The sequence below is a fragment of the Streptomyces sp. NPDC042364 genome (assembly GCF_056437585.1).
Genome location: NZ_JBWKAJ010000003.1, coordinates 318,894 through 342,220 on the forward strand (window position 1 = coordinate 318,894; position 23,327 = coordinate 342,220).

At 71.5% G+C, this 23,327-nt stretch carries 25 protein-coding genes and 2 pseudogenes; 15 read left to right on the forward strand and 12 right to left on the reverse strand.

What is annotated here, in order from left to right; translation table 11 throughout:
• Positions 1-13 precede the first annotated feature (13 nt).
• Entirely contained in the window at positions 14-277 is a 264-nt protein-coding gene (locus tag AC067N_RS07910) for a hypothetical protein (protein ID WP_478678027.1), read from the reverse strand.
• 411 nt (positions 278-688) lie between these two features.
• Between AC067N_RS07910 and helR the strand changes: the two genes are divergently transcribed.
• Positions 689-2,860, forward strand: a complete 2,172-nt coding sequence (gene helR, locus AC067N_RS07915) for an RNA polymerase recycling motor ATPase HelR (protein WP_478678028.1) — start codon at positions 689-691, stop codon at positions 2,858-2,860.
• A gap of 168 nt (positions 2,861-3,028) precedes the next feature.
• On the opposite strand, the gene AC067N_RS07920 is transcribed toward helR, so the two are convergent.
• The gene (locus AC067N_RS07920) at positions 3,029-3,967 is read right to left on the reverse strand and encodes a serine hydrolase (RefSeq protein WP_478678029.1); all 939 of its coding nucleotides are present in this window, start codon (positions 3,965-3,967) and stop codon (positions 3,029-3,031) included.
• 189 nt (positions 3,968-4,156) lie between these two features.
• On the opposite strand from AC067N_RS07920, the gene AC067N_RS07925 reads away from it, so the two are divergent.
• On the forward strand, positions 4,157-4,666 hold the full coding sequence (locus AC067N_RS07925; protein WP_478678030.1) for a GNAT family N-acetyltransferase: 510 nt from the start codon (positions 4,157-4,159) through the stop codon (positions 4,664-4,666).
• A gap of 70 nt (positions 4,667-4,736) precedes the next feature.
• On the opposite strand, the gene AC067N_RS07930 is transcribed toward AC067N_RS07925, so the two are convergent.
• A complete protein-coding gene (locus AC067N_RS07930; protein ID WP_478678031.1) occupies positions 4,737-5,855 on the reverse strand; it encodes a serine hydrolase domain-containing protein in 1,119 nt (372 codons plus the stop codon).
• 181 nt (positions 5,856-6,036) lie between these two features.
• Here AC067N_RS07930 and AC067N_RS07935 point away from each other — a divergent pair, with 181 nt between their 5' ends.
• The 4 genes from AC067N_RS07935 (at position 6,037) to AC067N_RS07950 (ending at position 8,027) form a co-directional block, all read left to right on the forward strand.
• Entirely contained in the window at positions 6,037-6,675 is a 639-nt protein-coding gene (locus tag AC067N_RS07935) for a hypothetical protein (protein ID WP_478678032.1), read from the forward strand.
• Between the two features lie 49 nt (positions 6,676-6,724).
• Positions 6,725-7,018, forward strand: coding sequence for an ArsR/SmtB family transcription factor (locus tag AC067N_RS07940; RefSeq protein WP_478678033.1), 294 nt, complete (start codon positions 6,725-6,727; stop codon positions 7,016-7,018).
• Complete coding sequence (locus AC067N_RS07945; RefSeq protein WP_478678034.1) at positions 7,015-7,404, forward strand: VOC family protein; 390 nt, start codon at positions 7,015-7,017, stop codon at positions 7,402-7,404. The genes AC067N_RS07940 and AC067N_RS07945 overlap by 4 nt, the downstream gene beginning before the upstream one ends.
• A gap of 245 nt (positions 7,405-7,649) precedes the next feature.
• Positions 7,650-8,027, forward strand: coding sequence for a DUF4180 domain-containing protein (locus AC067N_RS07950; protein WP_478678035.1), 378 nt, complete (start codon positions 7,650-7,652; stop codon positions 8,025-8,027).
• A gap of 253 nt (positions 8,028-8,280) precedes the next feature.
• Here AC067N_RS07950 and AC067N_RS07955 read toward each other — a convergent pair whose 3' ends face one another.
• Together AC067N_RS07955 and AC067N_RS07960 are read right to left on the reverse strand one after the other, a co-directional pair.
• Positions 8,281-9,567 (reverse strand): phosphatase PAP2 family protein, encoded by a 1,287-nt coding sequence (locus AC067N_RS07955; protein ID WP_478678294.1) that lies wholly within the window; start codon positions 9,565-9,567, stop codon positions 8,281-8,283.
• Between the two features lie 265 nt (positions 9,568-9,832).
• The gene (locus AC067N_RS07960; protein WP_478678036.1) at positions 9,833-10,981 is read right to left on the reverse strand and encodes an erythromycin esterase family protein; all 1,149 of its coding nucleotides are present in this window, start codon (positions 10,979-10,981) and stop codon (positions 9,833-9,835) included.
• 92 nt (positions 10,982-11,073) lie between these two features.
• Between AC067N_RS07960 and AC067N_RS07965 the strand changes: the two genes are divergently transcribed.
• Both AC067N_RS07965 and AC067N_RS07970 read left to right on the forward strand, forming a co-directional pair.
• Positions 11,074-11,910 carry a TioE family transcriptional regulator gene (locus AC067N_RS07965; protein ID WP_478678037.1) on the forward strand — a complete coding sequence of 279 codons (837 nt, stop codon included), beginning with the start codon at positions 11,074-11,076 and terminating at the stop codon, positions 11,908-11,910.
• 229 nt (positions 11,911-12,139) lie between these two features.
• On the forward strand, positions 12,140-12,943 hold the full coding sequence (locus tag AC067N_RS07970) for an endonuclease I family protein (protein WP_478678038.1): 804 nt from the start codon (positions 12,140-12,142) through the stop codon (positions 12,941-12,943).
• A 78-nt stretch (positions 12,944-13,021) separates the two neighbouring features.
• Here AC067N_RS07970 and AC067N_RS07975 read toward each other — a convergent pair whose 3' ends face one another.
• Positions 13,022-14,074, reverse strand: a complete 1,053-nt coding sequence (locus AC067N_RS07975) for a saccharopine dehydrogenase family protein (protein WP_478678039.1) — start codon at positions 14,072-14,074, stop codon at positions 13,022-13,024.
• 161 nt (positions 14,075-14,235) lie between these two features.
• Between AC067N_RS07975 and AC067N_RS07980 the strand changes: the two genes are divergently transcribed.
• On the forward strand, positions 14,236-15,216 hold the full coding sequence (locus AC067N_RS07980) for a helix-turn-helix domain-containing protein (RefSeq protein ID WP_478678040.1): 981 nt from the start codon (positions 14,236-14,238) through the stop codon (positions 15,214-15,216).
• Positions 15,217-15,260: 44 nt separating this feature from the next.
• Here AC067N_RS07980 and AC067N_RS07985 read toward each other — a convergent pair whose 3' ends face one another.
• Together AC067N_RS07985 and AC067N_RS07990 are read right to left on the reverse strand one after the other, a co-directional pair.
• On the reverse strand, positions 15,261-16,043 hold the full coding sequence (locus tag AC067N_RS07985) for an alpha/beta fold hydrolase (protein ID WP_478678041.1): 783 nt from the start codon (positions 16,041-16,043) through the stop codon (positions 15,261-15,263).
• 3 nt (positions 16,044-16,046) lie between these two features.
• Positions 16,047-16,259, reverse strand: a complete 213-nt coding sequence (locus AC067N_RS07990) for a hypothetical protein (RefSeq protein WP_478678042.1) — start codon at positions 16,257-16,259, stop codon at positions 16,047-16,049.
• An 86-nt stretch (positions 16,260-16,345) separates the two neighbouring features.
• On the opposite strand from AC067N_RS07990, the gene AC067N_RS07995 reads away from it, so the two are divergent.
• The 3 genes and pseudogenes from AC067N_RS07995 to AC067N_RS08005 all read left to right on the forward strand — a co-directional run.
• A complete protein-coding gene (locus AC067N_RS07995) occupies positions 16,346-16,960 on the forward strand; it encodes a TetR/AcrR family transcriptional regulator (protein ID WP_478678043.1) in 615 nt (204 codons plus the stop codon).
• Positions 16,961-17,074: 114 nt separating this feature from the next.
• Positions 17,075-18,550, forward strand: coding sequence for an FG-GAP-like repeat-containing protein (locus AC067N_RS08000; protein WP_478678044.1), 1,476 nt, complete (start codon positions 17,075-17,077; stop codon positions 18,548-18,550).
• Between the two features lie 251 nt (positions 18,551-18,801).
• Positions 18,802-19,119, forward strand: a pseudogene (locus tag AC067N_RS08005) (tyrosine-type recombinase/integrase); the annotation flags it as partial.
• A 177-nt stretch (positions 19,120-19,296) separates the two neighbouring features.
• On the opposite strand, the gene AC067N_RS08010 reads toward AC067N_RS08005, so the two are convergent.
• The 4 genes from AC067N_RS08010 to AC067N_RS08025 all read right to left on the reverse strand — a co-directional run bounded on the left by AC067N_RS08010 (position 19,297) and on the right by AC067N_RS08025 (position 21,474).
• Positions 19,297-19,632, reverse strand: coding sequence for a hypothetical protein (locus AC067N_RS08010; RefSeq protein ID WP_478678045.1), 336 nt, complete (start codon positions 19,630-19,632; stop codon positions 19,297-19,299).
• Between the two features lie 85 nt (positions 19,633-19,717).
• Positions 19,718-20,104, reverse strand: a complete 387-nt coding sequence (locus AC067N_RS08015; RefSeq protein ID WP_478678046.1) for a hypothetical protein — start codon at positions 20,102-20,104, stop codon at positions 19,718-19,720.
• A 177-nt stretch (positions 20,105-20,281) separates the two neighbouring features.
• Entirely contained in the window at positions 20,282-20,752 is a 471-nt protein-coding gene (locus AC067N_RS08020; protein WP_478678047.1) for an NUDIX hydrolase, read from the reverse strand.
• 2 nt (positions 20,753-20,754) lie between these two features.
• On the reverse strand, positions 20,755-21,474 hold the full coding sequence (locus AC067N_RS08025; protein ID WP_478678295.1) for an XRE family transcriptional regulator: 720 nt from the start codon (positions 21,472-21,474) through the stop codon (positions 20,755-20,757).
• Between the two features lie 284 nt (positions 21,475-21,758).
• Between AC067N_RS08025 and AC067N_RS08030 the strand changes: the two genes are divergently transcribed.
• From AC067N_RS08030 to AC067N_RS08040, 3 genes and pseudogenes are all read left to right on the forward strand, one after another.
• On the forward strand, positions 21,759-21,953 hold the full coding sequence (locus tag AC067N_RS08030; RefSeq protein WP_478678296.1) for a hypothetical protein: 195 nt from the start codon (positions 21,759-21,761) through the stop codon (positions 21,951-21,953).
• A 35-nt stretch (positions 21,954-21,988) separates the two neighbouring features.
• Positions 21,989-22,234, forward strand: coding sequence for a DUF7848 domain-containing protein (locus AC067N_RS08035; protein WP_004000830.1), 246 nt, complete (start codon positions 21,989-21,991; stop codon positions 22,232-22,234).
• Positions 22,235-22,907: 673 nt separating this feature from the next.
• Positions 22,908-23,267, forward strand: a pseudogene (locus tag AC067N_RS08040) (tyrosine-type recombinase/integrase); the annotation flags it as partial.
• Positions 23,268-23,327 lie beyond the last annotated feature (60 nt).

Genomic DNA, 23,327 nt, shown 5'->3' on the forward strand with positions numbered 1-23,327 from the left:
GTCCCCCAGCGGTTCACGCGGCGGCGCCCCGGACGGACGAGGAGCCCCGCCGGGCGGCACGTCCCGGCGGCCGTGGCGCCCGGGGCTCGGACAGATCACGAGGGCGGCCGGGGCTCGGGCGGTTCACGAGGGCGGTGAGGAGCGGCTTGCGGACGAGCCGTACGCCGTCGTGCCGGCCGGTGAGGGCGGGGACGCCCCCGCCGGTGAGGACGGCGACACCGCCGGAATCCGTCGGCCGGATCCGTCCGTCGCGCGCCGCGCGAAAAAGCGAAGGCAAGGAGTCACCTACTCCTTGCCACTCTCAACGTATAGCGCACGGGGGGCCTTGCGGCAAGGCCCCCTCCGTCCCGCACAATCACCGGCCGAAGCCGTCATCCACGGAAGAACGGGGGTCGTGTCATGCGGGTGCTGTCACTGCCGTACGGGTCGCGCGGGCATGAGGAGCCGCCGACGGTGGGCGGCGTGCCGCCTGCCGTTCGGTCGGTGGGCAGACCGTCCCGGGCGGGCCGGCCCTCGCCGTCACAGTCACCATCACCGTCCGCGCCGACCGCACGGCGGTGGCCGTGAGGCCGCGGCTCGACGCCACCGGCGTGCGTGAACCGCCCGAGTCCGTATGAGCGCCCTTCCGCCCCTCCCCCACCCTGCCGTACTTGCGGGTCCCCAGCGGCCCGGATCGGAGTCAGCCGCAGTGAGTTCCCTGACCACCCGTGCGTTCGACCTTCCCGAGCGCCTCGCCGCCAAGGCCGACCCGGCGCTGATCGCCGGTGACGAGCGGCACTTCGCGGCCGTCGCGGAGTGCCTGGAGCGGACGGTCGCCGAGCTGTCCGACCGGCTCGCGGCCGAGCGCAGGGCGCCGGGCGGCACGGGCAGGCAGGCGATGGACCGGGACGCGGAGATCCACCGGCTCACCGCCCGGCTGCGCACCCTGCGCCGCTTCGGTCTGGATCTGTGCCTCGGCCGCATGGTCGGCGCGGACGGCGCGGAGCCCGTCTACGTCGGACGGCTCGGTCTCACGGACGGTTCGGGCCGCCGGCTGCTCGTCGACTGGCGCTCGCCCGCGGCGGAGCCGTTCTTCGGGGCGACCCACGCCAACCCGATGGGGCTGGCGAGCCGCCGCCGGTACCGCTGGACGGACGGCCGGATCAGCGACTACTGGGACGAGGTGTTCACCTCGGACGGGTTCGAGGGGCACGCCGCGCTCGACGACCAGTCCGCGTTCATCGCCAGTCTCGCCGGCAACCGCTCGGAGCGGATGCGGGACGTCCTCGGCACCATCCAGGCCGACCAGGACGCCGTCATCCGCGCGGGCTCCCGTGGCGCCCTCGTCGTCGACGGCGGCCCCGGCACGGGCAAGACGGTCGTCGCCCTGCACCGCTCCGCCTATCTCCTGCACGCCGACCCCCGCGTCAACCACCGCCGCGGCGGCGTCCTGTTCGTCGGCCCGCACCGGCCCTACCTGTCGTACGTCGCCGACGTCCTGCCGGGTCTCGGCGAGGAGGGCGTGCGGACCTGCGTACTGCGGGACCTGGTCGCCGAGGGCGCCGACGCCGGCATCGAGGCCGACCCGGACGTGGCCCGGCTGAAGGCGTCCGCCGGCATGGTGAGGGCGATCGAGGAGGCCGTCCGGTTCTACGAGGAACCGCCCGCCGAGGGGCTGTTGGTGGAGACCCACTGGTCGGACGTGTGGGTGGGGGCCGACGACTGGGCCGAGGCGTTCGCGGCGGCGGAGCCCGGCACCCCGCACAACGAGGCCCGCGAGCAGGTCTGGGACGAACTGCTCACGATCCTGGCGGACAGGTACGACGACGAGGCCTCGCCCGCCCTGCTCAGGAAGGCGCTGGGGCAGGACCGGGACCTGCGGGCCGCCTTCGACCGCGCGTGGCCGCTGATCGAGGCCGCCGACCTCGTCGCGGACCTGTGGACGGTCCCCGCCTATCTGCGCAGGTGCGCGCCCTGGCTCGGCCCCGACGACGTACGGACGTTGCAGCGGACGTCGGCCCCGCAGGCCTGGACGGTGTCCGACCTGCCGCTCCTCGACGCGGCCCGGCAGCGGCTCGGTGACCCGGAGACGGCCCGGCGCAGGCGCCGGCAGGAGGCCGTGCTCGCCGCCCAGCGCGACCGCATGGAGCGGGTCGTCGACAACCTGATCGAGGCCGCGTCCGTCTCCGGCGCGGACATGGACGACGGCGAGGGTCTGGTGGTGATGCTGCGCGGCCAGGACGCCAGGGTCAGCCTGGTCGACGAGTCCGAACTGACCGTCCCCGAACCGGACCTGCTTGCCGGCCCGTTCGCGCACATCGTCGTGGACGAGGCACAGGAACTGACCGACGCGGAGTGGCAGATGCTGCTGTCGCGCTGCCCGTCGCGGAGCTTCACCGTCGTCGGCGACCGCGCCCAGGCCCGGCACGGGTTCACCGAGTCGTGGCGGGAGAGGCTGGAGCGGGTCGGCCTCGACCGCGTCGAACTGGCCTCACTGAGCATCAACTACCGCACACCGGCGGAGATCATGGCGGAGGCCGAGCCGGTCATCCGGGCGGCGCTGCCGGACGCCAACGTCCCGACGTCCATCCGCAGCGGCGGCGTGCCCGTCCTCCACGCGGCCGCGGCCCGGCGGGACGCGATCCTCGACGAGTGGCTCGCCGCACACGACGAAGGGATCGCCTGTGTCATCGGCGATCCCTCGTTCCGGGCGACCCCTCGCGTCCGCTCCCTGACCCCCGAGCTGTCGAAGGGCCTCGAATTCGACCTGGTCGTCCTCGTCGACCCGGAGGACTTCGGCGCGGGCGTCGAGGGGGCGGTGGACCGCTATGTGGCGATGACTCGCGCGACAAAGCGACTCGTCGTGCTGACGAGCGGCTGACGAGCACCCGGTGGACGGCCGACGAGCACCGGGTGGGCGGCCGACGCCGGCCCGGGGCCGCCGCCGACGGTGGTCGGAGGTCGACGGCGGCCGGACGGGCGTCGACGGCGGCCGGCCCGCTGGCCGGCTGGCGGGCCGCTGGGTCAGCCGGCCGGCGGGCCGCGGGTGTCAGCCGGCGGGCGGCACCGCCGGGAAGGCCTCCTTGGGCTCGCTGGTCGGCACGTACCGCTGCGCGGTCGCCGCGCTCGTCACGGGCACCAGGTCCTTGTGGATGACCTTGGCGACGGCCTGGATGCTGTTCACGCCGTAGGTCATGTCCGGGTTGCCGTGGGTGAGGACGGTGATGCGGTAGTCACGGCCACCGCCCTGGAACACACCGACGCTGTGCACCCGCCAGCCGTGCGTGGCCCGCGACAGCCAGCCGTTCTTGACGTGCACCTTCACCGTGGACGGTGCCCCTGCAGGGGTTCCCCAGCGCTGCGAGGAGACGACCTTGTTCATCAACTTCAGGATGTAGGCGCGGGCGTTGTCGCTGAGGACGGTGTTCTTCGCGGCGATGAGCGCGAGCAGCCGCTGCTCGTCGCGGACCGTGATCTGGGTGAGGCCCCAGTAGTTGTCCGCGCCGGGCTTGGTCTGGGTCATCTTGGCGGCGGCCAGGAAACCCTTGATCCTGGTCATGCCGAGCTGCTTCCACAGGGTGCTGGTGGAGGCGTTGTCGGACTTGGTGATCATGGCGGTGGCGAGCTTGGTCTCACGGTCGGTGAGGTACCGGCCGGACTTCTTGGCGTCCCAGAGGAGCGCCGCGAGCACGGTCACCTTCACCACGCTGGCCGAGTCGTAGGCGGAACCGCCGCGCAGGGTGCAGGTGGTGTCGGTCGTCCGGTCGTACACCCCGACCGCCACCGTGCCCTTGCGCTTGGCGACCGCCGCCGCGATGTCCTTCTGGAGCTTCTCGGCCAGCCCGGCCTTGTCCGACGTGCACGTGACCGGCGGCGGTGCGGCGGCGGCGTTCGGCGCGAGGCCGAGGGTCAGCGGTACGAGGAGTCCGGCCCCTGTGCCCGTGGCGAGCACACGGGTTCTGCGGGACGTCCGGCGCGTCCGGGACATCCGGTGAGTCATTAAGGTTTCCCCCTCGAGTGACAGCGGACGCACCCGTGGCACGTCCACCTCACTCGACTCGCGAGGATGACCGAAAGTTGTACGCCAGTTCGTAATTCCCGGCATCGGTCCGTACCCGGTGCTAGCGTCCCCGGGCACCCTCCCCTCGCATTCCGACGAAACGGACTTCCCACCGCCATGCCCCATTCGTGGACCACTCGCGCCGAGACCGGCGCGGACATCCCCGCTGTCCGCGCCGTCAACCTCGCGGCGTTCGGCCGGCCCGACGAGGCCGACCTCGTGGAGGCCCTGCGCGCCGACGCCGGCTGGATCGACGGCCTGTCGGTCGTCGCCACGGGGGAGGACGGCACGGTCGTCGGCCACGCGCTGCTGACCCGCTGCCACATCGACACCGCTCCGGCCCTGTGCCTGGGGCCGGTGGCGGTCCTGCCGGACCGGCAGAAGACCGGTGCCGGTGCGGCGGCCGTCCGGGCCGCGCTCCGGGACGCGGCGTCGATGGGCGAACGCTTCGTCGTCGTCCTGGGCCACCCGGAGTACTACCCCCGGTTCGGCTTCAGCCGCGCCTCCCGGTACGGCATCCGTCTGACCATCGACGTCCCCGACGAGGCCCTGATGGCACTCGCCCTGGATCCCGGCCACCCCCTGCCGAGCGGCACCGTGCACTACGCGGCACCGTTCGGCATCTGACGGGGTGGAGTGCGGGGGCGACGCACGACCGCCCCGCACGGAACGCCGCTGCGGCGCGCGGCCGGCCGGCTCAGCGGTCGTCGGCGCAGAGGGCCGCGTCCACCGCGCCCTGGAGGTGGCGGAGGCTGTCGCCCGCCGCCGCCCAGGTGGTGGTGTAGACGGTCACGGTGCCCCGGCCGCCCGTGGCGCGGCCGCCGGCGACCGAGCTTCCGGGAAGGTCGCCGCCGTGGCCCCAGTAGGCGCCGCCGCAGCTGAGGGGGATGGAGGAGACGCCGTAGCCGTAGCGGCTGCCCGGCGGGTAGACGTCGCGGCCGCCGACGTCACTGGTGTCGCCGGTCATCAGGCGCACCGCCCAGCGGGGCAGGAGCCGGCCGCCGAACAGGCCGTCCCAGAAGGCGTTGAGGTCGCCGGGCGTGGTGACGAGCCCGCCGGACGCGCCGAACTCGTACCCCGGCAGCTCGGTCACGTCCACCCGGCCGGCCTCGGGTCGCGCGGGGTGGATGCCGTAGTTGCGGGCGTGCGGTCCGCGCAGGGTCAGTTCGCCGGGCGCGGGCCAGTAGGTGTGGTCCAGGCCGAGCGGACGCAGGACCGTGCGCTCGACGTACGTACGGAAGTCGGTCCCCGAGACCTCGTCGATGAGCATGCCGAGGACGAGGTAGTTGGTGTTGGAGTACCCCCAGTCGGTGCCCGGCGCGAAGACGGGCTCCTCGGCCAGCGCGAGCGAGAGGTACTCCTCGTCGGTGCCGGGCCTGCTCCAGTCGACGAGCGTGGCGTACTCCGGCAGCCCGCTGGTCTGCATCAGCAACTGCCGTACGGTGATGTCGCGTAGGGCGAGCTGCGGCACATACGCCCCCGCCCGGTCGCCGAGCCGTATCCGCCCGTCGGCGACGAGACGCATCACCGCCGTCGCCGTGAACGCCTTGGTGTTGCTGGCCATCCGGAACCGGCCGCCGGGACCGACCATGGCCCGCCCCGACTCCACGTCGGCGACCCCGGCCCGACGCGTCGCCCTCCCGTCGTGGGCGAGCGCCCCGGGCACCCCGTCCCGCTGGACGAGCAGATCCAACTGCTCCTGGACGGCGTCGGATTGCGGACGGTCGGGCTGCCGGGCGGCGGCCATGGGCGCCGAGACCCCGGTGAGTGTGGCGGCGAGCAGGACGGCGGTCACGGCAAGACGTGTGCGGCGCATCGGTGTTCCCCCTGGGTGGTTGCTTGCGTCCCCCGACCCTCCCAGCCCCCGTCGGCAAGATCACTGTGCCGGGCCCCCCAATCCCCCCTGGGGCAAACCCCCTTGACGCCCGAGTCCCTGCCGGATCTGCCACTCTTCCCGGACAGGGTGTCGTTCCCGTGCTCGGCGGGGAGCGCACCGCGTGTCAGGGAAGCTCCAGGAGGCACCCTTGCTGGTCCGTGCGTCGTCGTTCACCGTCGAACTCGGCGAGAGCGGCTATCTCATCGGCTTCACCGACGACTACGGGTACCCGAAGGAGATGCCCTTCGGCTGGCGTTGCGGCCCGGCCGCCGCGGAGAACGCGGTCGTCCTCACCACCACCGACACCGGCCCCCTCCGGATCACCGTCCAGATCCACGACGCCCCGCCGCCCGCCGAGACCGACGGCGGCTGGGAGCCGGCCGAGGAACTCAGCCTGCGCAGCGGCCTCCCCGAGGTGTGCCTCGCCACCCTCGCACCGGGCGACGCCGCGAACGCCTGGCCGGTCGACGAGCCGCCCCTCCCCGCCCCGCCCGCCCTCGGCACCTCCGGCGGCTGGGTCCGTATGCGCCTGTACTCCCACGCCGACGACCCCGAACCCGGCATCGGCGACCACGGCGAACGCCACCTGGTCCAGCTCTGGTCCGCCCCCGAGGCGCCCCCCGTCCACCCCGACCTCACCGAGGACGACCGGCGGGCCCGGGACCGGTACGCCGTCGAGGCGGCCGTCGCGGGCGGGGGCCACGTGATGTACACGGTGGTGTACCCGGAGAACCAGGGCGGTCTCGTCGACGAGGGCTGAGCCCGGGCCGCCTTGATAGGCAAGTCGCTGCTTGCCTATCGTGAGGGGCATGGCGGAGGATGTGTTCAGAGCGCTCGCCGACCCCACCCGTCGCCGCATCCTCGACGAGCTGGTGGAACGGGACGGGCAGACGCTGTTCGAGATATGCGCGCGGCTGGTCACCAAACACGGTCTGGGACTGTCGCGGCAGGCGATCAGCCAGCATCTCGCGGTCCTGGAGTCCGCCGGCCTCGTCGTCTCGCGCCGCCAGGGCCGTTACAAGTTCCACGACCTGAACACCGCACCCCTGGAGCGCATCATGACCCGATGGCTCAGGCCCGACGCACCGGAGAACACGCCATGAGGATCCACATCACCAGTGTCTTCGTCGACGACCAGGAGCGGGCCCTGCGCTTCTACACCGATGTGCTGGGGTTCGTGAAGAAGCACGACGTCCCCATGGGCGGCACGGACCGGTGGCTCACCGTGGTCTCACCGGAGGAGCCCGACGGGACCGAGCTGCTCCTGGAACCCTCCGGCCACCCGGCGGTACAGCCGTACAAGGCGGCCCTGCTCGAGGACGGCATCCCGGCCACCTCCTTCGCCGTGGACGACGTCCACACCGAGTACGACCGGCTGAGCGCGCTCGGCGTACGCTTCACCCAGCCGCCCCTGGAGATGGGCCCCGTCACCACGGCGATCCTGGACGACACCTGCGGCAACCTGATCCAGATCGTCCACAGCGAGTAGGCCCCTCGGCTCACCCCCGGCGGCCGCGCACACCGGGCGGGAACCTCACCACCCCGCGTCCCGCGCGCCCCGTACCTCGTACGCCACGAGGATGAGGGCGCTCGGCCTCGCCCGCTGCGCCGCGCCGCCGCCCGGGGCTCTGCCGCGGCCGGTGACGAGGCCCCCTTCACCTCCCGGGCCCCGCTCGCACGGGCCGGCGGAAACGCGTGGCCCGGCGATCCGTCCGCCACGTAGCCTCGACGCCCATGACGATCACCCTGCGGACCATCCACGATGTGCCCGTTCTCCTGTGTGCCCCCGAGGGCGAGCCGATCGCCCGCGAGAGCGACGTCCTGGATCTCATCGGCGACGCCGGTTACCAGGGCGCCGCATGGGTCGCCATCCCGGTCGAGCGCCTCGACGACGCCTTCTTCCGGCTGCGGACCCGGGTCGCCGGCGACATCGTGCAGAAGTTCGTCCAGTACCGCGTGGGCCTCGCCGTCGTCGGCGACGTCTCCCGCCACACGACGGCGAGCGAGGCCCTGCGGGACTTCGTCCGGGAGTGCAACCGCAACCGCCGGACGTGGTTCGTGTCCGACCTCGACGAACTGGCCGAGCGGCTTAAGAGCTCCGAACAAGAGTAGAGCCCGGCTCGCGACGCCTGGCACGCACGCTCGCCGCGTTGCCGAAAGCCCCTGGTAGCCCCGCCACAAGGAGCTTCCGGCGCCTTGCGATCGCACGCACCAGACGCCGCGAGCCGATCGGACTCCACTTCTGTTCGGAGCTCTAAGGCTGAGGGGCCGAGGCGGGCCCGCCACAGCCGACGGGCCGAGCAGGTCCGCCCCGGCCGACCGGGGGAGCGCCCGGCCGACGCGCGAGGCGGGTCCGCCGCACCGCTCAGACCAGTTCGAGTCGCCGTTCCGGTCGCGGCAGCCGCGCGGCCTTCGGCTCCCACCGTCCGACGGTCCGTGCGTAGCCGTGGACCACGGAGGCCATGGCCGCGATCAGAAGCGGTCCGGCCACCCACGGATACCTGGCCATCTCCTCCGGCAGCCAGCGGTACGACACCAGCAGCGCCGCGAAGACCGCCGTGCCGTGGGCGACCAGCCGGAGCCCCGAGCGGTCCCAGCCGCGGTCGTAGGTGCGCAGGGCCGCCTCGATCGTGAGTGTGAACACCACACCGGCGATGAGGTCGACCCCGTAGTGGTAGCCGAAGCCCAGCGTCGCGCAGAGCGTGGCGACCAGCCAGAACGTGCCCGCGTACCGCAGTGCCCGGGGGCCGCCGCGGGAGTGGATGAAGATCGCGGTGGCCCAGGCCGTGTGCAGGCTGGGCATGCAGTTGCGCGGGGTGATCCCGTCGTACGTCATGGGTTCCGGGACGCCGACCGGCGGGGCCGTGTGCGGCCACAGGTTGGCCAGGGCCCACTGCTCACCGCCGGTCCCCATCGCGCCGCCGCCGTAGGCGAAGACCGGCCCCACCACCGGGAAGATCAGGTAGATGCCCGGTCCGAGGAGCCCGATCACCAGGAAGGTGCGCACCAGGTGGTGGCGCGGGAAGCGGCGCTCCGCCGCCACGTGGCGGAGCTGGTAGAGGGCGACGACGACGGCGGCCACCGCGAGCTGGATGTAGATCCAGTCGAGGAGATGGGTGCCGACCGGGCCGGTGGCCCGGACCAGCCGGCCCATCAGCCACGACGGGTTGCCCAGCGCGTGGTCGGCGGCGGCCAGGTACTGGTCGAGCACCAGCGGACGGGTCTTGGACGTGATGAGCAGCCAGGTGTCACCGGTCTTGCGGCCGGCCACCAGCAGCAGACCCAGCCCGACGCCCTTCAGCAGCAGGGTTCTCTCCGGGCCGGTGCGGCGGGTGAGGGCGATGACGGCACAGCCGAGAATCACCCACAGCGCGCCGTTGCCGAACATCATGTCGGCGCCGACTGCCCACCGCACCAGAAAGAAAACGATGTCGATGCCGACGGCGACGGCCACCGCGATCCACCGTTGCCGCCGGGTGAGCACCACCATCGTCAACGCCATGCTGGCGTACAGCAACGGCCCTGACTTGGGGGCGAACACCACCTCGCGCGCCTGGTTGGCGATCGGCCCCGGCAGACCGTAGTGACGTGCGGCGATCTCCAGCGCGACGAAGAATCCCAGAGCCGTCACGCACACCGCGGCCCACAGCAGGACCCTGGGGCGGCGCCATTCGGCGGAGGCTATTCCGCTGCTTATTCGCGAGAACACCCGCGAGGCTATGGATATCAACTTATATGGCCATGGTGTCGCTCAGTCGGCTGGATCTCTTCGCACTGGACGGCATGGTCTCTCCCGTGAACGGGTCGGGTCGGTCGGCTGGTCACAAGTGGTACACAGGGTTGCAGGCCCGGAAAGGAAGACGAAAGGCCCCCCCTGGTGGTTGCCTTGCCGCGCCCGACCCGACCGCCCGGAGCGCTCATCCCGCAGCGATGTGCAGGACCGCGTCGGCACCGTCCAGAGTCGCCCGGTTGAGAGGGAAATATCCCTGTCGGGGTGTGATGTCGGTACGGGTGCGGGCGGTCGGGATCGCGGCGGCGGGGGCCAGGGCCCAGGTGGCTACCCGGCGTTGCAGACCGCCCTCGTAGGTGTCCGGGTCGGGCTCGCCCAGCGCGATGGACTCGCTGCGGCCGAGGCTGCCGGCGACGAAGGTGTACCGCTCGCCCGCCAGGGCCCCCACGACGGCTCCGGCGCCGTACCAGTTCACCTCCGCGTCCCCCATGCGCAGGGTGCCGGGGTTCCGCTGGAGGTGGAGGTTGTGGGAGAAGACCAGGGTCGGGCCCCGGCGGGCCTCGGCCTGCCGGATGTCGAGGAGGTTCCGGGCCATGAGCGTGTCCCGGGTGACGCACAGCCGCGTCACCCGTGCGCCCTCCTCGATGCGCCGCGCCGCCTCCCGGTGGTAGCGCAGCAGGCCGATGACGGCGGTGAGACGGACTCCGGCCCGGAACCACTCGGCCCGCGAGGTCGCCGCGATCAGTTCCGGCGCCCGTTCGTGGAGCGCGGCGAGCATGTCGTCCGCGATCACCCGCAGCCGCTCGGCGTCCGCCGTGCCGCCGACCGACCGGGCGGGGTCCAGGACCGCCTCCGTGCGACTCCACCGCTCGTCGTCGCCCACGAGGTCGGCGAAGTCGAGATCCTGTCCGGGGACCGGGCTGTGTTCCAGGTAGGCGCGGGCGTGTTCGAGGTACGGCCGGGGGCTGGGTGCGCTCATGGTCTCCAGCGGGGCGTCGAAGCCGTGGAACGCCAGCCGCTCCTCGGGTGCCCGGCTCTCGTTGTACGCGCGCATCCACGCGATCAGCCGTCTGTTGCCGTCCAGCTCACCGAAGCCGTGGGAGAAGCCCTCGCTCATCGCCGTGTCGAGGGTGCCGATCCCCTCCCGGACGAAGTCGTCCACGGTGAGCGCGGCCACGCGATCGGTCTCCAGGGCGATGGAACGGAAGCCGTGCTCGGCCAGCCCGGCGAACAGGTCGTTGCGGACACGTGCGAAGGCAGGTTCCTGGTGGGTGGGTTCGCCGAGCGCCAGAAGGTCGCACGACGGGGGCACGAAGTCTCGGATGTCCTGACTCATGAGCCTCAATCGTATCCTTGAAAGCTCGGTTGAGACTTGGCGCGGCATCATGCGTGCAGAGCACGCCCTCCAGGCCGTAAAGTCTCAAACCCATGACGAGCCTGCGACCTTCCGACCTCGCGCGTGGGCACGGCCTCTCGGCCCAGGCGGTCCGCAACTACGAGCGGGACGGGTTCCTCCCGCCCGCCGAGCGCACGGACAGCGGCTACCGCGTCTACACCGAGGTGCACGCGGCGGCGCTGCGCGCCTTCCTCGCCCTCGTCCCGGCGTACGGGCACGCGGTCGCCGGCCGCATCATGCGCGCGCTCCACGACGACGCGCTCGACGACGCCCTGACCCTCGTCGACCGCGGCCACAGCCGGCTGCTGCGCGACCGGGAGACCCTCGAAGCGGTACGGAAGGCGCTGGACCACCTGAGGGCGGAGCCCTCGGGGCCCGCCGGGCCGACGGAGCCGGGTACCGCCCGTGTCCGCACCGTCGGCGAGCTGGCCCGTCAACTGGGCGTCACCCCGGCCACGTTGCGGAAGTGGGAGGACGTCGGCATCCTCGCCCCGGCACGCGACCCGGCCACCGGGTACCGCGTCTTCCGCGCCGACGACGTCCGCGACGCGGAACTCGCCCATCTGCTCCGGCGGGGCGGCCTGCCGCTGGACCACATCGCCACCGTGGTCCGGCGGATCCGCACGGCCGGCGGTACGGACGCCCTCGCGGCCTCCCTCGGCGACTGGCGGCGCAAGCTGACCGCACGAAGCATGGCCATGCTCAACGCGGCGACCCAGCTCGGCGGTTACCTGACCCTGCTGGACATGCCCCTGCCGGACGGCGTCACCCCGCCGGCCACCGCCTCCGGGTCCTCCCGGGCCCCCTCCCCCGCGGCTCCGCGGACTCCTTTCTCGCCCTCCCCTCAGGACGGCACGCAGCACGCCTGACAGCGCACGTCAATGAGGGTCTCCCCTTGGATCACGGGTCTCATCGAGTGCTGTGCGCAAGGCGATTGACGAGTTTTCGATAACGTCACCAAACCGCCCCCCGCCGGTTACACATGGACTGACCCGTCCATGCCAATCTCTCGATTACCCACACAGTCAACCCGCGTAGACCGAGGCTCCCCGAACCACCCCTCGTTCCACGCGGCCCTCTGGGAAGGGACAACCCCTCATGCCTGCTGCGCGGATACGCAGTTGGAAGACGGTCGCGCTCGCGACGTCGGCCGTGCTCACCGGTCTCGTCCTGCCGACGGCCACCGCCGCCCCCGCCTCGGCGACGACGACGGCGTACGACGACACGTACTACGCGAACGCGATCGGCAAGACCGGCACGGCCCTGAAGTCCTCGCTGCACACGATCATCAGCGACCAGACGGCCATCTCGTACTCGGCGGCCTGGAACGCGCTGAAGGTCACCGACCAGGACCCCGCCAACAGCAACAACGTCAAACTGCTGTACAGCGGCATCTCCCGCAGCAAGTCCCTGAACGGCGGCAGCACCGGCAACTGGAACCGCGAGCACGTGTGGGCCCAGTCCCACGGCGACTTCGGCACCTCCGCCGGACCGGGCACCGACCTGCACCACCTGCGCGCCGAGGACGTCCAGGTCAACGCCAGGCGCGGCAACCTCGACTTCGACAACGGCGGCAGCACCTTCACCAACGGCGGCGGCAGCCTCATCGACTCGAACTCCTTCGAGCCGCGCGACGCCGTCAAGGGCGACGTGGCCCGCATGATCCTCTACATGGCCGTCCGCTACGAGGGAGACGACGGCTGGCCCGACCTGGAGCCCAACGACTCCGTGAACAACGGCGGGACCCGCTTCCACGGCCGCCTCTCCGTGCTGAAGGCCTGGAACGACGAGGACCCGCCGGACGCCTGGGAAGAGCGCCGCAACGACCTCATCCACAACAACTACCAGGGCAACCGGAACCCGTTCATCGACCACCCGGAGTGGGTCGAGGCGATCTGGTAACCCCGGCACCGCACCGCACGGGCTCCCGGCCGAACGGCCGGGAGCCCGTGTTCGTCGTGCCGCCCGGGCCGTCGTCCGTCACCGGACCTGTTCGACGGTGAGGTGCGCGGACAGCGCCCGCAGGAAGTCGGCCGCGTCGAAGGCGGCCCCGGCGGAGACGACACCGGTCGCGCGGGTCCGCCCCGTGAGGACCCGGTCCACCGCCTCCACCGCGAGGGGCGCGCTGACGGCGTAGATGTCCCGGCCGCGCGCCACGGCCCGCCGCTCCACCCCGCCGGAGCGTACGACGGCGTCGACGAGGAAGGTCTGCCCGGACCGCCCGTGCTCGTCGGCGGCGGTGGGCGCCGGGGTGTCCGGGTCCGCCAGTTCACCGGCGGCCTCGACGGTCATGTAGGTGGTCACGTCGGGGATGGAGAGATGACTGGGGACGGTGACGATGTCGGCCATGCTGAACTCGCCGATGACGGCCCTGGTACCCATCGGCTCGGGGAAGGACCACTTCAGGCCGGGCGCGGCGTCGTCGCGGTACTCCAGCCCCCCGTTCGCGTACCGGACCCGGCGGCCGTCCCTGCGCTCCCGGGAGACCGCGCCCGCCGCGCGGGTCCCGGCCGTGGGCTGCCAGCCGCTCAGCCCGTACGCGATGTGCGCCTCGTCGGCCGCCGTCCAGTCCCCCATCGCCGCCGTGACGAGCAGATCGCCGAGGCCGCCGTAGAAGGCCATCGCGGGCACGACCAACGCCCCGGCGGCGCGGGCGCGTTCGGCGAAGTGCGTGAACGTGTCGGCGTTGGCCTCGATCTCGGCCGCCACGTCCACGTACGGGATCCCCGCGCGCAGGGCCGCCTCGATCACCGGGGCGGCGGTCACCGCGAACGGCCCGGCGCAGTTGATCACCGCGTCCGCGCCCGCCAGCGCGCGGTCCAGCGAGGCCGCGTCGTCGACCGAGGCCGTCCGGGCGTCGAGCGTCGCCCCCGGCTCGGAGGCCGCGAGGGCCCGCAGCCTGCCCGCGTCCCGCCCGACCGCCACCGGGACGAACCCCCGCGCCCTCAGTTCCGCCACCACGAACCGCCCGGTGTGCCCGTACGCACCGAAGACCGCCACCGTGCGCCGCCCCGGCCCCGTCGCCGTACCCATCGTCTCTCCCACCGTTCGTCGCCGTCGCCGAGCCCGAAGAGCCCAGGCGGGTACCGGCGTTCCGTCGTTCCGTCGTTCCGTCGTTCCGCTGTGACCATCCTGGCGACTGAGGCGGCTCCCTCGTGAGTGTCCGGAACGACACGCCCCATACAATTCCGGACATGAGTTCTGTCGCGCTGGCCGTCACCGAGGGCATGCTGCACTTCGAACTGTCCGTGGCGTACGAGATCTTCGCGTCCGCGCCGGACGGCGTCCCCGGCCCCTGGTACGACGTCTCGGTCTGCGGACCGGACGCGGTGCGGGTCGGCCGGTTCCTGATGGAGCCCGATCACGGCCTGGACCGGCTCCCGTCCGCGCACACGGTGATCGTCCCCGGCTGGGCCGACGTGGACGAGGAGCCGCCCGCCGCGCTGGTCGACGCGGTGCGCGCGGCCCACGAGGCGGGCGCGCGGGTGGCCTCGCTGTGCACGGGCGCGTTCGTGCTGGCCGCCGCCGGTCTGCTGGACGGCAGGCGCGCGACCACGCACTGGGCGCACACCGATGTGCTGGCGGCCCGCCACCCTGAGGTGGAGGTCGACCCGGACGTGCTGTACGTGGACAACGGCAGCGTGCTCACCTCCGCGGGCAAGGCCGCCGCGCTGGATCTCTGCCTGCATCTGGTGCGTCTGGACCACGGCTCGGCGGTCGCCAACACCGCGGCCCGGCGGCTGGTCGTGCCGCCGCACCGGGCGGGCGGCCAGGCCCAGTTCGTCACGACCCCGGTGCCCGCGCGCGACGACCATCCGCTCGGGGCACTGCTCCCCTGGGTGCTCGAACGCCTCGACCAGCCGCTGACCGTGGAGGACCTGGCCCGCAGGGCGAACATGAGCGCCCGCAACCTGGGCCGGCACTTCAGGGCGGCGACCGGCACCACCCCGCTGCAGTGGCTGCTGACCCAACGCATCCGCCGGGCCCAGGAGTTGCTGGAGGCCACCGACGACGGAGTGGACGCCGTCGCGGAGGCCACCGGCATGGGCACGGCCACGACCCTCCGACGGCACTTCAACCGCACGGTGGGAGTGCCGCCGGACACGTATCGCCGTACATTCCGCGCCCGTTCCGCCGCGACGGCATCCTCGGCGGCGACGGCGCCGGGTCCCTGATCCGCGGCGCCCACGCCCTCCCGTGAGCGGCGCGGTTCCCGCGCTCAGGCCGTGTGGCGCAGGATCTCGCCGGCGAGGCGCTCGTCCAGGGCCTGGGGCAGGGTGTGGCCCATGCCCTCGACCATGACCAGGCGGGCGCCCGGGATCGCGGCGGCGGTCGCCTCGGCGTGCGCGGGCGGGAACATCGGGTCCTCGGTGCCGTGCAGCACGAGCGTCGGAGCGGTGACGGAGGCGAGGTCCGCCGTGGAGTCGCCGCCGGCGGCCCCGGCGAGCGTGTGGTGGAACCCGGCGAGCAGATCGCGGGCCCGCTCGTACACCCGTCGCTCCATCGCCCGGTACTCCTCCTCGGAGAACGGCAGCACCGGGCCGTGCAGCACCCGCCACAGCGGCAGCCGGAGGGCGAGGTACTCCTCCGGCCCGGTGTCCGGACCGGGGAAGGCGGAGGCGAGTGCGGCGAGCAACTCCGCTCTGGGAGGCGGGAGTTCGCCGGGCGACGGGGGCGTGCCCTCCATGGCCCGCCGCACCACGGCCGCCATGTCCGTGCCGAGGGGCTGGGAGGACAGGCTCGTCAGGGTCAGCACCCGCCCGGGGTCCGTGACGGCGATCCGCTGCGCGATGACCCCACCCAGGGAGGCCCCCACGAGGTGCGCGCGCTCCACCCCGAACGCGTCCAGGACGGCGAGCGCGTCGGACGCCATGTCGGCGACCGTGTACGGGCGGGCGGCGTAGTCGACGGTGGAGGAGCGCCCGGTGTCGCGGTGGTCGTACCGGATGACCCGGCGCCCCCCGTCGACCAGGCGCCGCACCAGACCGTCGTTCCACTGCACGCCCTACGCCTGCGCCCCCATGACCAGCAGCACCGTGGGGTCGCCCGGGCTGCCGAACTCCTCGGCCCACAGCTCGATGCCGTCGGTGGAGACGATCCGCTCGCGGCCGGCCAGGTACTCGTAGGTGTTCTCCGCCATGTCCTCGGTCTCCGGCATGCCCTCGGTCTCCGTCACGTTCTCGTTCTCGCCCTCGGTCCGGAACTCATTTTCCTGCATGGTCGTTCAAGATAATGACTCGGCGCAGGTCACGCACCTCTTTTTCGGGTTGGACTCCCCGACCTCCGCCCGGCACCCTGATCCCTATGGCCGGAGTCAAGGGGCAGGTGCAGAAGCGGGGCGTGGCACGTCGTCGCGCGATGGTCGACGCGGCGATCAAGCTGTTCGCGCAGCAGGGGGTACGCGGCACGGGTGTGGCCGCCATCGCCGAGCGGGCCGGCGCCTCCCCGTCCGCCCTGATCCACCACTTCGGCAGCAAGGACGGCCTGGTCCAGGCCGTCCTTGAGGAGGCCGACCGGCGCGCCCTGGAGCGGCTCTCCGTCCCCCCGGACGCCCAGCCCACCCTCGACCAGGCCTTCGACTGGTTCGTACGGGACGCCGAGCACACCGCCGCGTCCGAACGGGACCTGGCCGCCCTGCACACCACCCTCACCGCCGAGAATCTGGAACCGGGATCGGCCCTGCACACCTGGTTCCGCGGTCGGGGCCGGGCCCTGCGGGCCCACCTGAAGGCCCTGTTCACTCGGGCGGCGGCCGACGGCACGGCCCGGTCCGACCTGGATCCGGCGGCGCTTGCCACGGAGGTGGCCGCCTTCATCGAGGGCGCCCACCTGCTGTGGCTCCTGGACCCGGAGGAGGTCGACCTGACCGCCGTGCACCGCGGCTACTTCGCAGGACTGGCGGAGCGTCTGCGGATCTGACCGAAAAGCGACCAACCCTCGTGCAACCTCACTCCCGCGTACAACCCCCGCCCCCTTGTTCGAGTCGCACTCCCTGAGCAGCAGCTCTCATGACCGACTCGAAAGGCACCGCCCATGTCCCGAGCGCCCCGAGCCACCCGACGCAGGATCAGCAGCGCCCTCCTGGCCGTACCCCTGGCCGCCTCGGTGGTGCTGACCGGCTCCGGCTCCGCGTCCGCCGCCCCCTCGTCCGTCCCGGCCGCGGACGACTTCAACGGGGACGGCTACGCCGATCTGGTCGTCGGCGCGCCCTACGCGACGGTGTCCGGCAAGACCAAGGCCGGCTACGTGGCCGTGATGTACGGCTCGGCGGGCGGCCTGTCGACCGCGAAGAAGAAGATCGCCAGCCGTTCGACCACCGGCGTCCCCGGGGCAGCCACCCAGAACCAGCTCTTCGGCGCCACCTTCGCCAAGGCCGACCTCGACCGCGACGGCTACGGCGACCTCGTGATAGCGGGCGGCAAGGAGGGCTCGGTGATCCTGTGGGGTTCCGCGTCCGGCCTGACCGGCGGGACGAGCATCGCGTACGGGGCCGCGCCCCAGGCCGGTGACTTCGACGGCGACGGCAAGACCGACCTGGCGCTGTTCTCCGCGCAGCGGGTGAGCGGCGACGACCCGTCGGGCGCCCCGGCCGCGCTGTGGAAGGGCCCGATCAAGCGCACCGGCCAGCCCACCGCCGTCCTACCGCTCCTCGACAAGTCGCTGTGGTGGGGCTACTCCGAGGAGGACGCCTCCTGCGCGACCGGCGGCGGCTGCGAGGACGGCCCCTCCTCCATCACCGGCCCGGTGGTCTCGGGCGAGGTCGGCGACTTCAACGGCGACGGCCGCGACGACATCGTCCAGTGGGTCTACACCGGCGACGGCACCTGGGGGAACCGCCTGCTCATGGGCGGCGGCGCCACCGGCTTCACCCGCGGCCAGGCGCCCGGCGACACCACCGGCGGCGACACGGGCACGGGCATCGGCGACGTGAACGGCGACGGGTACGACGACCTGGTGGTCGGCGCCGACGACTGGTCCCAGAAGGGCCGTATCGCCTACGGCTCCGCCGCCGGCCTCACCGACGCGAACACCCACGCCTTCGACCAGGACCTGCCGGGCTTCCCGGGGGCGCAGGAGGAGGGCGACCGCCTGGGCTCCGCCGTGTCGGTCGCCGATGTCACGGGCGACGGTTACGCCGACGTCGTGCTCGGCATCGAGGGCGAGGATGTCGGCAGCACCACCGACGCCGGTTCGGTCGCCCTGCTCCGCGGCAGCGCCTCGGGCCTCACCGGCACCGGCGCCCAGGTGTTCCACCAGAACACGGCGGGTGTCCCCGGAGTCGCCGAGGAGAACGACGCGTTCGGCGCCACGACCGCCCTGCTCGACGTCAACGGCGACGGCCACCGCGACCTGGCCGCCGCGTCCATCGCCGAGAACGCCTCCAACGGCGCCGTCTGGCTCCTGCGCGGCACGGCCTCCGGCCTCACCACGAAGTCCGCCCTGGCCTTCGGCCCGAAGGACCTGTCGGCCCCGTACACGAACGCGATGTTCGGCAGCTTCCTGCGCTGACGGGCGCCGACCTGCGCAGGCCGTCAGTCACCGCGCCCATGGCCTTGAGGGCGACGTAGCCGACACCGGCTGCACACAGACGCCCTGCCCCCGTCAGGCGCCACACCGACGTTGCCCTGGGAGATGCCCTCAGCATCAGGGACGATGATCCTGACGCCCCGGCCGAGTCGTGGTCCGCTGACGTTGCCGTCTCCGTTGCCGTCAAGGCACCCAAAAGCCCCACCGGCGCCATTGCCGGTGGGGCTTTTGAACCGATCGACCCCGCCAACCTCACCCGTGCCTTCCTCGTGCTCCTCGACAAGTCCGGCCTCCGACGCATCAGCTTCCACGACCTCAGGCACTCGACGGCCACCCTGCTCCTTGAGCAGGGCGTCGAGCTCGTCGTCATCAAGGAACTACTCGGCCACGCCCACATCGGCGTCACCGCCACCGTCTACGCCCACGTCCGACTCCGCCTTCAACGAGAGGCCATCGACACCCTCAGCACCCCCCTGTACGGTCCCGCCAACGATGAGCCGGCCCGCAACGACGGCTACGACCCGCCGTCGTGCGGAGCCATCGTCCGCTGACGTTGCCGGCAACTACTGCCGTCAGACCGCCCCGAAAAGCCGCAGCAGCCCTCTCCGGAAAAAACGGCAGGGCTGCATTCTTGCGCACTCTTTGGTTAGCCGTCCGTACACTCAGGCCAACGAGAAGACGGAATTCAGGCTCCGGTTCCGCGATTGACCATGAGCCCGAATAGCCCATCATTGACCACTCCCCTCACCTGCAAGCAGGGCCCGGAGACGCCTAACCTCTTCCACAAGGCGTGGCACAGCCTCCCGCGCCATTGCGATGAAGGCCGCATTCTCGTCCCAGCGTTCGTCGCCAGAATCGATGTATCGCGGATGCTGAACCAAAGTTGCGGCAATCATGTCTCGATGATCAAAGTTCGGCCACCTCTCGGCAGTACCAGTGCCGGGAGCCGTGCTCACCGCCACAAGATTCATGGCGGAGTCATCGTCCAAGGTCCTAACGAACCAAGGCGCCGGAGTGGCCGCAGAGCACAACTCCTCGATCTCCTCGAGTTCATCTTCACGCATGTAGCCACCTTCTACCAGCCTGTTTACCCGGTCTAGGGTGCCCCGCAAGCCAGCAAGCACGGGGCACCCCAAACAGCATGATCAACTAATATCGCTCACTCGAATATCCGAGCCTTTCGATATTTTTATAGAATCTCTTGTCGTTTGTGATGATCGACAATCCATCCTGTATCGCCGAATGCAAGACCGAAGCGTCGTCGTCGGCAATCATCGGATTGAAGGACTTACCCTTCCACATGCCCCTGAGGCGAGCTTGCAGTGAAGCAACGCCTTCGCTGGTGGAAGCCGGTCCCATGCGTCCTCCCCGCTCCGACAACCAGCTACCAATGGCATCTGCCGAGTGTCCACCTTCGAGTAGTTCACGATGAGCAGTCGGCGAAAGCACCGGGGCGCGCCCCGCCAAGGCGGCATCTACTTCAGCGGTCTTTGCGCCCGAGAGGGCATCCGTCACTGCATTCGTGTCGACTGCCACCTCGCCGCAATTGTGAACGAGAACCGGCGTAGCCCCCGCCAGCACATAGTACGTGTGCTGCGCGGCACCCCTCTACCTGCTTTTATGCAGGTCAAGCGTGGTTTGCTGGTCCGGTGAAGTGCGCAGATGTCCGTGGTTGTGCGGCGTTGTTGCCGTCAGCTACTGCCGTCAGGCGGTTCAGCCCAGGTACGGCTTCTCGCGCTGTTCCAGGAAGTGCTGGAGCCTGAGCCGTTGGGTGTGGTGCATCGGCAACTGCTCGATCTGTTCCGGCGGTACAAACCGGAGTTCGGTGGACTCGTCGGAGATAGCCAGCTGACCGCCGGTGATGCGGGCGGTGAAGCAGACGTTGAACTGGCGGCGCATCTCGCCGTCGGTGTAAGCGATGATGTGCTTCGGGTCGGTGTAGGTGCCGACCAGGCCGGTGATCTCGACGTCCAGGCCGGTTTCTTCCCTGACCTCGCGGACGGCCGTGCCGGGCAGGGAGTCGGTGAGGTCCATGCCGCCTCCGGGCAGGGCCCACAGGTCGTTGTCGCGGCGGCGCTGGAGGAGGATGCGCCCGTGGTCGTCGGTGACGACGGCGGAGGCGGCGACGACCATGCTGTTCGGCTTGGGCGCGTTCGGGTCGTCGTAGTACTCGGTGCGGGCCACGGTCAGTCTTCCTCTCGTACGGGGGTTGCTGTCGTCCACACGGCGTCGAAGCTGTCGGCGTAGGTGTCGAACATGCCGCCTGCCTCGTGTCGGCGAAGATGCCATACGGGGGCGGCGTACGCGTTGACGCCCCAGACGTGTGCGTTGACGAGTTGCTGGTCGTCAGCGCGGTAGAGGGAGTTGTAGAGCGTGGTGCTGTGGGTGCGGACTTCGATGCCGGGGGTGCCGGCGAGGGGTCTGTAGTGCATGAGCGCGAGGCGGCACCGGGATTCGATGCCGTGGCCGAACCGCTCTTCCTGGCCGCGGGCTTGGACGTTGTCGCTGTCGGGGTCCCCGATCGCGATGCGGGCGGTGCAGCCTTCGGCGGCGCGTTCGGTGAGGAGTTGGTTCAGCCGCGGGTACGCCTCGTGGAGGAAGACGGCCGCGTAGACGAGGATGTCGATCCGTTCCCGGGCCTGGGCCATCAGGTCGGTGAACGTCGAGACGGGGATATCGGCCCGCTGTTCGTAGAGCGCGACCAGTTCGGGGCTGATGGCGCGGGCGGGGCGGGCCTGGCGCAGGGCCGGCCAGAGTGCGTGCACGTCTTCTCCCAGGGCTTTGGCCGCCTGTAGGGCTGTGGCACGGCGTGGGGTGCGCCCGAGGTTCACCCAGCGCTCGACCGACTTGGGGTCGACCTCGACCTCGTGGGCGAGGGCAGCGTACGTCCAGCCTCCGGCTGCCATGACGGCTCGTAGTCTCTCGTTCGGCACGAGTCTCCCCCTTGGTCTCGGGACGGCACCAGGGACGTTCTACACGGCGCGGGACGTCCCGGAGTGGGGTTTGGTGGAGGTTCCTTCGTCCCGGTAACCGGCGTGAGGATCGGTGTCGACCCTGCGGCACCGATGCGCCCGGGGGCACGGTCCACGCCGTCGAGGAGTGTCAACGTGCGAAAGAGCGCGACCACTTGTGTTCCCTCCCTGCGACTGAATGCCTGGTCGCGGTCCGCCTCGCCGGGGTGGTCACGATGATGACGGCCCGCAACCCTGACGCGGTCGAGCACACCGCCTCGCCCAGTGTGGGCGCCCTGGTGGTCGACCGGCGGAACGGCAAGGTCGGCGTGGTGATGGGGCAGGTGGGGACGTATGTGCAGCTTCGGCCGCCGTGCGGTGGCAGGGAGTGGGACGTGCCGCCCGAGGATGTACGTCCGCCGACCCCGGGCTAGGAATTGAGCGCGAAGGTGGCCGTGGCCAATCGGAGGTGGGGACGGTGACCCCTCGCTCGGTCCTGCGCTACGAGACCTGGACTCTCCAGCCCGACCGCGAACCGGACGCGGAGCCGGTCCTGTACGCGATGCAGTGCGCGGTGGACGGAGAGACCTCACCGACAAGCGAGGACTTCGCCGAACCGCAGGACTGGGTGCTGCGGCACTGCGGCCAGAACCCGTCCCACCACACCTACCGGGAGATCATCACCCGTCCCTGGAGGACCTGGCGCCAGACGTGACCCGCCCCGCTGGCCCACGCACCGCACCGCGCTGACCCACCCGACTCCCGTCCCTGCCGGGCACAGCCGATCGAGGCTCCCCCGTCCTCGTGAGCCCCGGCAGGGACGGGCCCTCACGTACGTGCCGGGCCCATGGCCATGAGGTTCTGGCCCCAGCCACAGAATGTCAGCCACGACGGCGGGCATGCCGACCGATCACCCGCCACGTGTGTCTCGCTCAACCCCGCACCGGCGACAGCCCAGCTTCTCCATCGTCACGACCCCCGCCAGGCGGCAAGCATGGGCGTCCGGGACGGCACGAGCCTGCCGGGCGGCCTCTCGGGTGCCCGGCCGCCGACGCTGGCCACCGCCCTCGGTGAGCCCGGTGACGGACGTGAAGGGTCGGCCCCCCTGGTCGGCCCTGTGCCTGCGATCCGGCCGTAGGACGGTCGTCGGCGACAACTTGCTCTGCCAGGAGCCCAGTTACGGTCAGCCCGGCGACCAGGTCGATTGCCGCTCCGGTAGCCCTGGATCACCCACGGCTGCCGGGGTGGCTCGCCGCCTGCGGCGTAGCTGGCCTCCCGATTGAACGGCGGGTTTGTCGGCGACGGCGGCCAGCCTCGGCGGGCGGGGGCCGCCTTGAACCTCGTAGAGAAAATCTGAACGCACACCCTGGGCTGCCTGGTGTCCCACATGGCAGCACAGCGGACACGTGTTCACCACGCCACAGGGCAGGGCCATCGACCCGACCAACCTCAGCCGTGCCTTCGCCACGCTCCTCCGCAAGGCCGGCCTCCGCCGCATCCGATTCCACGACCTTCGCCACTCGACGGCCACCCTTCTCCTGGAGCAGGGAGTCGAACTCGTCGTGATCAAGGAACTCCTCGGCCACGCCCACATCGGCGTCACCGCCACCGTCTACGCCCACGTCCGACTCCGCCTCCAACGCGACGCCATAGACACCCTCAGCACCGCACTCGACGGCCCGACCGCAGCCAAGGCAGTCGGGTTCGGCGACGATGAACCGCCAGCCAGTGCTGCTCTCGTCCGTTGACGTTGCCGTCAACTACTGCCGTCACCCCGTGCAGAAGCCCCGCCAGGAGTCACCTGGCGG

What these genes read in the sequence shown, in the direction of transcription:
- AC067N_RS07965 (WP_478678037.1), top strand. Translation starts at nt 11,074, where the DNA reads ATGACGAGCCTGCGACCTTCCGACCTCGCGCGTGGGCACGGCCTCTCG.
- AC067N_RS07950 (WP_478678035.1), top strand. Translation starts at nt 7,650, where the DNA reads ATGACGATCACCCTGCGGACCATCCACGATGTGCCCGTTCTCCTGTGT.
- AC067N_RS07920 (WP_478678029.1), bottom strand. Translation starts at nt 3,967, where the DNA reads ATGTCCCGGACGCGCCGGACGTCCCGCAGAACCCGTGTGCTCGCCACG.
- AC067N_RS07930 (WP_478678031.1), bottom strand. Translation starts at nt 5,855, where the DNA reads ATGCGCCGCACACGTCTTGCCGTGACCGCCGTCCTGCTCGCCGCCACA.
- AC067N_RS08010 (WP_478678045.1), bottom strand. Translation starts at nt 19,632, where the DNA reads ATGCGTGAAGATGAACTCGAGGAGATCGAGGAGTTGTGCTCTGCGGCC.
- AC067N_RS07995 (WP_478678043.1), top strand. Translation starts at nt 16,346, where the DNA reads ATGGCCGGAGTCAAGGGGCAGGTGCAGAAGCGGGGCGTGGCACGTCGT.
- AC067N_RS08030 (WP_478678296.1), top strand. Translation starts at nt 21,759, where the DNA reads ATGACGGCCCGCAACCCTGACGCGGTCGAGCACACCGCCTCGCCCAGT.
- AC067N_RS07960 (WP_478678036.1), bottom strand. Translation starts at nt 10,981, where the DNA reads ATGAGTCAGGACATCCGAGACTTCGTGCCCCCGTCGTGCGACCTTCTG.
- AC067N_RS07990 (WP_478678042.1), bottom strand. Translation starts at nt 16,259, where the DNA reads ATGCAGGAAAATGAGTTCCGGACCGAGGGCGAGAACGAGAACGTGACG.
- AC067N_RS07925 (WP_478678030.1), top strand. Translation starts at nt 4,157, where the DNA reads ATGCCCCATTCGTGGACCACTCGCGCCGAGACCGGCGCGGACATCCCC.
- AC067N_RS08025 (WP_478678295.1), bottom strand. Translation starts at nt 21,474, where the DNA reads ATGGCAGCCGGAGGCTGGACGTACGCTGCCCTCGCCCACGAGGTCGAG.
- AC067N_RS07945 (WP_478678034.1), top strand. Translation starts at nt 7,015, where the DNA reads ATGAGGATCCACATCACCAGTGTCTTCGTCGACGACCAGGAGCGGGCC.
- AC067N_RS07940 (WP_478678033.1), top strand. Translation starts at nt 6,725, where the DNA reads ATGGCGGAGGATGTGTTCAGAGCGCTCGCCGACCCCACCCGTCGCCGC.
- AC067N_RS08000 (WP_478678044.1), top strand. Translation starts at nt 17,075, where the DNA reads ATGTCCCGAGCGCCCCGAGCCACCCGACGCAGGATCAGCAGCGCCCTC.
- AC067N_RS07975 (WP_478678039.1), bottom strand. Translation starts at nt 14,074, where the DNA reads ATGGGTACGGCGACGGGGCCGGGGCGGCGCACGGTGGCGGTCTTCGGT.
- AC067N_RS07980 (WP_478678040.1), top strand. Translation starts at nt 14,236, where the DNA reads ATGAGTTCTGTCGCGCTGGCCGTCACCGAGGGCATGCTGCACTTCGAA.
- AC067N_RS07970 (WP_478678038.1), top strand. Translation starts at nt 12,140, where the DNA reads ATGCCTGCTGCGCGGATACGCAGTTGGAAGACGGTCGCGCTCGCGACG.